Below are 3768 nucleotides of genomic sequence, written 5' to 3' on the forward strand. Positions count from 1 at the left end.
GTCCAAGTCAGGACGCGATTGAAGCAAGTATTAACCAAACAAAGAGTGAGAACCTCTACTTTGTAGCCAATGTTACAGATGGTAAAGTCTATTACGCAGTGACACAGGAAGAACATGATCGTAATGTAGCTGAACATGTCAATAGCAAACTTACTCAAAATAGTAGTTCAAACTAAGACTACAACAATGAGAATCTCAGATAGAGATTCAATACTATCGAAAGAAAGTTGAGAAAAATGGCAGAAAAAACATATCCTATGACCCTTGCGGAAAAGGAAAAACTTGAAAAAGAATTAGAAGAATTGAAATTGGTTCGCCGACCAGAAGTGGTAGAACGCATTAAGATTGCCCGTTCATACGGTGACCTTTCAGAAAACAGTGAATACGAAGCAGCTAAGGATGAACAAGCCTTTGTTGAAGGACAAATCTCTAGCTTGGAAACAAAAATCCGTTATGCTGAAATCGTCAATAGCGACTCAGTTGCCGATGATGAAGTGGCGATTGGAAAAACAGTCACTATCCAAGAAATTGGTGAGGACGAGGAAGAAGTTTATATTATCGTAGGTTCAGCCGGTGCAGATGCCTTTGCGGGTAAAGTTTCAAATGAAAGCCCAATTGGACAAGCCTTGATTGGCAAGAAAACAGGTGACACAGCAACCATTGAAACACCTGTTGGTAGCTATGATGTAAAAATCTTGAAGGTTGAAAAAACAGCCTAAAAACAGAAAAAAGGAGTGAGGAGGCAGTGCGCTTCACTCACTCCTTTTTCCATTTTAAATTGAATTGGAGACGTTATGAGTTCAAAGAAGAAAAAAAATAAGATGGAGCGTGGTCTGACCAATCGTCACGTGCAGGTTATGGCCATTGCGGGAACAATCGGAACAGGACTCTTTTTGGGAGCGGGGCGCTCTATCAGCCTAACAGGTCCTTCCATTGTACTGATTTATATGATTACAGGGGCCTTCATGTTCCTCATGATGCGTGCGGTTGGAGAAATGCTCTACCAAGACCCTGAGCAACATACCTTTATCAACTTTATCACGCGCCATTTGGGTAAGGGCTGGGGTTATTTCTCAGTTTGGTCCTACTGGCTATCCGTTGTCTTTATCGGTATGGCGGAAATTACAGCCATCTCTCACTACGTCCAGTTTTGGTTCCCTAGCTGGCCAAGTTGGATGATTGAGATTGGATTTTTGACTATTCTAGCCTTGGTCAATTTGATTGCGGTGAAACTTTTTGGGGAAGTTGAGTTTTGGTTTGCTATGGTCAAGATTGTGGCTATTTTAGCTATGATTGCCACAGGAGTCTTTATGGTCTTGACAGGCTTTAAGACACCACATGGAGTAGCAAGTTTGGCTAATATCGCCGACAATTTCTCACTATTTCCTAATGGTGGAGTTAACTTTGTCATGGCCTTCCAGATGGTTTTCTTTGCCTATCTCATGATTGAGTTTATCGGGGTAACGACTTCAGAAACCAAAAATCCACGTCAGGTCTTGCCAAAAGCCGTTAAGGAAATTCCTTTGCGTATCGCCTTTTTCTACGGTGGTGCCCTCTTAGCCATCATGGCTATCATTCCGTGGCGTGAACTTGCATCGGCTGATTCTCCCTTTGTTACAGTGTTTGAATTGGCAGGAGTCAAGTGGGCGGCAGCCTTGATTAACTTCGTCGTTTTGACATCAGCGGCATCTGCTCTTAACTCAACTCTCTACTCAACAGGTCGTCATTTGTATCAGATTGCCCATGATTCGCCAAATCGCTTCCTAAAAGCAATTAAGGCAGATACTCTCTCTCGCCACAACGTGCCACAAAATGCCATCATTGCCTCAGCAATCTTGATTGCCCTAGCAGCCTTTATTAACATCTTGCCAGGAGTTTCCGATGCCTTTGCCTTGATTACGGCATCATCATCAGGTGTCTATATCGCCATTTATATCTTGATTATGGTGGCTCACCTCAAGTATCGCAAGTCACCAGACTTTATGGCAGATGGTTATCTCATGCCCCATTATCGTTTCCTAAATCCTTTAACCATGCTCTTCTTTGTCTTTGTCTTTGTAACTCTCTTTCTACAAGAGTCTACATTTGTCGGAGCAATCGGTTCAGCTATCTGGATTATCGGTTTCGGGATTTATAGCCAGTGGAAATTTAGAAAATAGATTTGAAACTCATCAGCTTAGCTTGGTGAGTTTTTGCTAGTTTGACAGTCTATTGAAATAAGACTATAATCAAGCTGTAACAGTGTTTAAGGAGGTTTAGATGTACTTTAGATTGGAAAATAAGGAATCCCATAAATCACAAGAAATAGGGAATCTGATTCGTGCTTATAATCGTTCAAAAAGAGAAGAGGCTGAAAGTGAGCCGCTTAATCTTTATGTCGAAGATGAAAAGGGCAATCTCCTGGCAGGTTTGATAGCAGAGACTTTTGGAAATTGGCTAGAAATCGAGTATTTGTTTGTGAAAGAGGAACTGAGAGGGCAAGGAATCGGTTCAAGACTATTGCAGCAAGCAGAAACTGAAGCTAAGAATCGAAACTGTCGTTTTGCTTTTGTCAATACTTACCAGTTTCAAGCTCCAGATTTTTATAAAAGGCATGGCTACAAGGAAGTCTTTACCTTACAAGACTATCCCTACATTGGGAAAAGATATTATTACCAAAAGAATTTGTAAGTAGAATAAAGCAAAGAGGGGAGCTTGACATAAGTCTCGATAAATACCAGTTATAACCTAGAAATTGAGTCTCTCTAGACGATATGGAGGACAATACAATCGCAGCCCATAAATTGGGAATCAAGGTCTATAAGGTTAAGAAAAGAAGCGATGTCGTCGATATTTTGAAATCCTATATTTAAACTCCAAACTCTCTATCTTTTTGTGGTAGAGAGTTTTTTGTTAATAAAATTTTACAAAATGACATTTATATATTGCATTAAGTTAGATATATGATATAATGTTGTTAAAAAGAGGCGCAACTTTTTAAAATTAATGAGAATCAAAGAGAAAACCAAGAATGTTAATGGAGGAATAAAAAATGGAAGTTATAAATGTAAGTAAGCATTATGCTCATTCAATCATTCTCAAAGATATAAATTTTGCACTTAATAAGGGTGAAATTGTTGGTCTAGTAGGGAGAAACGGAGTTGGCAAGAGTACATTGATGAAAATTCTTGTTCAGAATAATCAACCGACTTCAGGGAATATTATAAGTAGTGATAATGTTGGGTATTTAATCGAAGAACCAAAATTATTTTTATCTAAAACAGGTTTAGAGAATTTAAAATATTTGTCAAATTTATATGGTGTTGACTACAATAAAGAAAGATTTGGAAGTTTGATCCAAGAGTTAGATTTGACTCAGTCTATTAATAAAAAAGTAAAGACCTATTCTTTAGGTACAAAACAAAAATTAGCTTTGCTTCTAACTCTCGTTACGGAACCTGATATATTGATTTTAGATGAACCGACTAATGGTTTAGATATTGAATCATCACAAATAGTTTTAGCAGTTCTAAAAAACTTAGCTTTACATGAAAATGTGGGAATTTTAATATCGAGTCATAAATTAGAAGATATTGAAGAAATTTGTGAGAGGGTCCTTTTCTTGGAGAACGGGCTTTTGACATTCCAAAAAGTAGGAAAAGATAGACATAATTGCTTGTTTGAGATAGCTTTTTCATCAGCTACAGATAAAGACATTTTCCTTACCAAACAAGAATTTGGGGATATTGTTCAGGAAGAGGGACTGAAAATTACTATGTCTGGGAATAT

The 3768-nt window shown here is 38.2% G+C and carries 5 protein-coding genes; all 5 read left to right on the forward strand.

What is annotated here, in order from left to right:
• The coding region (locus ACLNCN_RS03940; protein ID WP_424844670.1) for an endolytic transglycosylase MltG at nt 1-176 on the forward strand (176 nt) is incomplete at its 5' end.
• Nucleotides 177-236: 60 nt separating this feature from the next.
• On the forward strand, nt 237-719 hold the full coding sequence (gene greA, locus ACLNCN_RS03945) for a transcription elongation factor GreA (protein WP_000818748.1): 483 nt from the start codon (nt 237-239) through the stop codon (nt 717-719).
• Between the two features lie 75 nt (nt 720-794).
• On the forward strand, nt 795-2159 hold the full coding sequence (locus ACLNCN_RS03950) for an amino acid permease (protein ID WP_049543348.1): 1365 nt from the start codon (nt 795-797) through the stop codon (nt 2157-2159).
• A gap of 100 nt (nt 2160-2259) precedes the next feature.
• Nucleotides 2260-2670 carry a GNAT family N-acetyltransferase gene (locus tag ACLNCN_RS03955; protein WP_424844668.1) on the forward strand — a complete coding sequence of 137 codons (411 nt, stop codon included), beginning with the start codon at nt 2260-2262 and terminating at the stop codon, nt 2668-2670.
• A gap of 361 nt (nt 2671-3031) precedes the next feature.
• Nucleotides 3032-3768 (forward strand): ABC transporter ATP-binding protein (locus ACLNCN_RS03960; RefSeq protein WP_424844669.1); only part of this gene is annotated, 737 nt, incomplete at its 3' end.

The sequence above is a fragment of the Streptococcus sp. CL8.13 genome, from assembly GCF_049737895.1.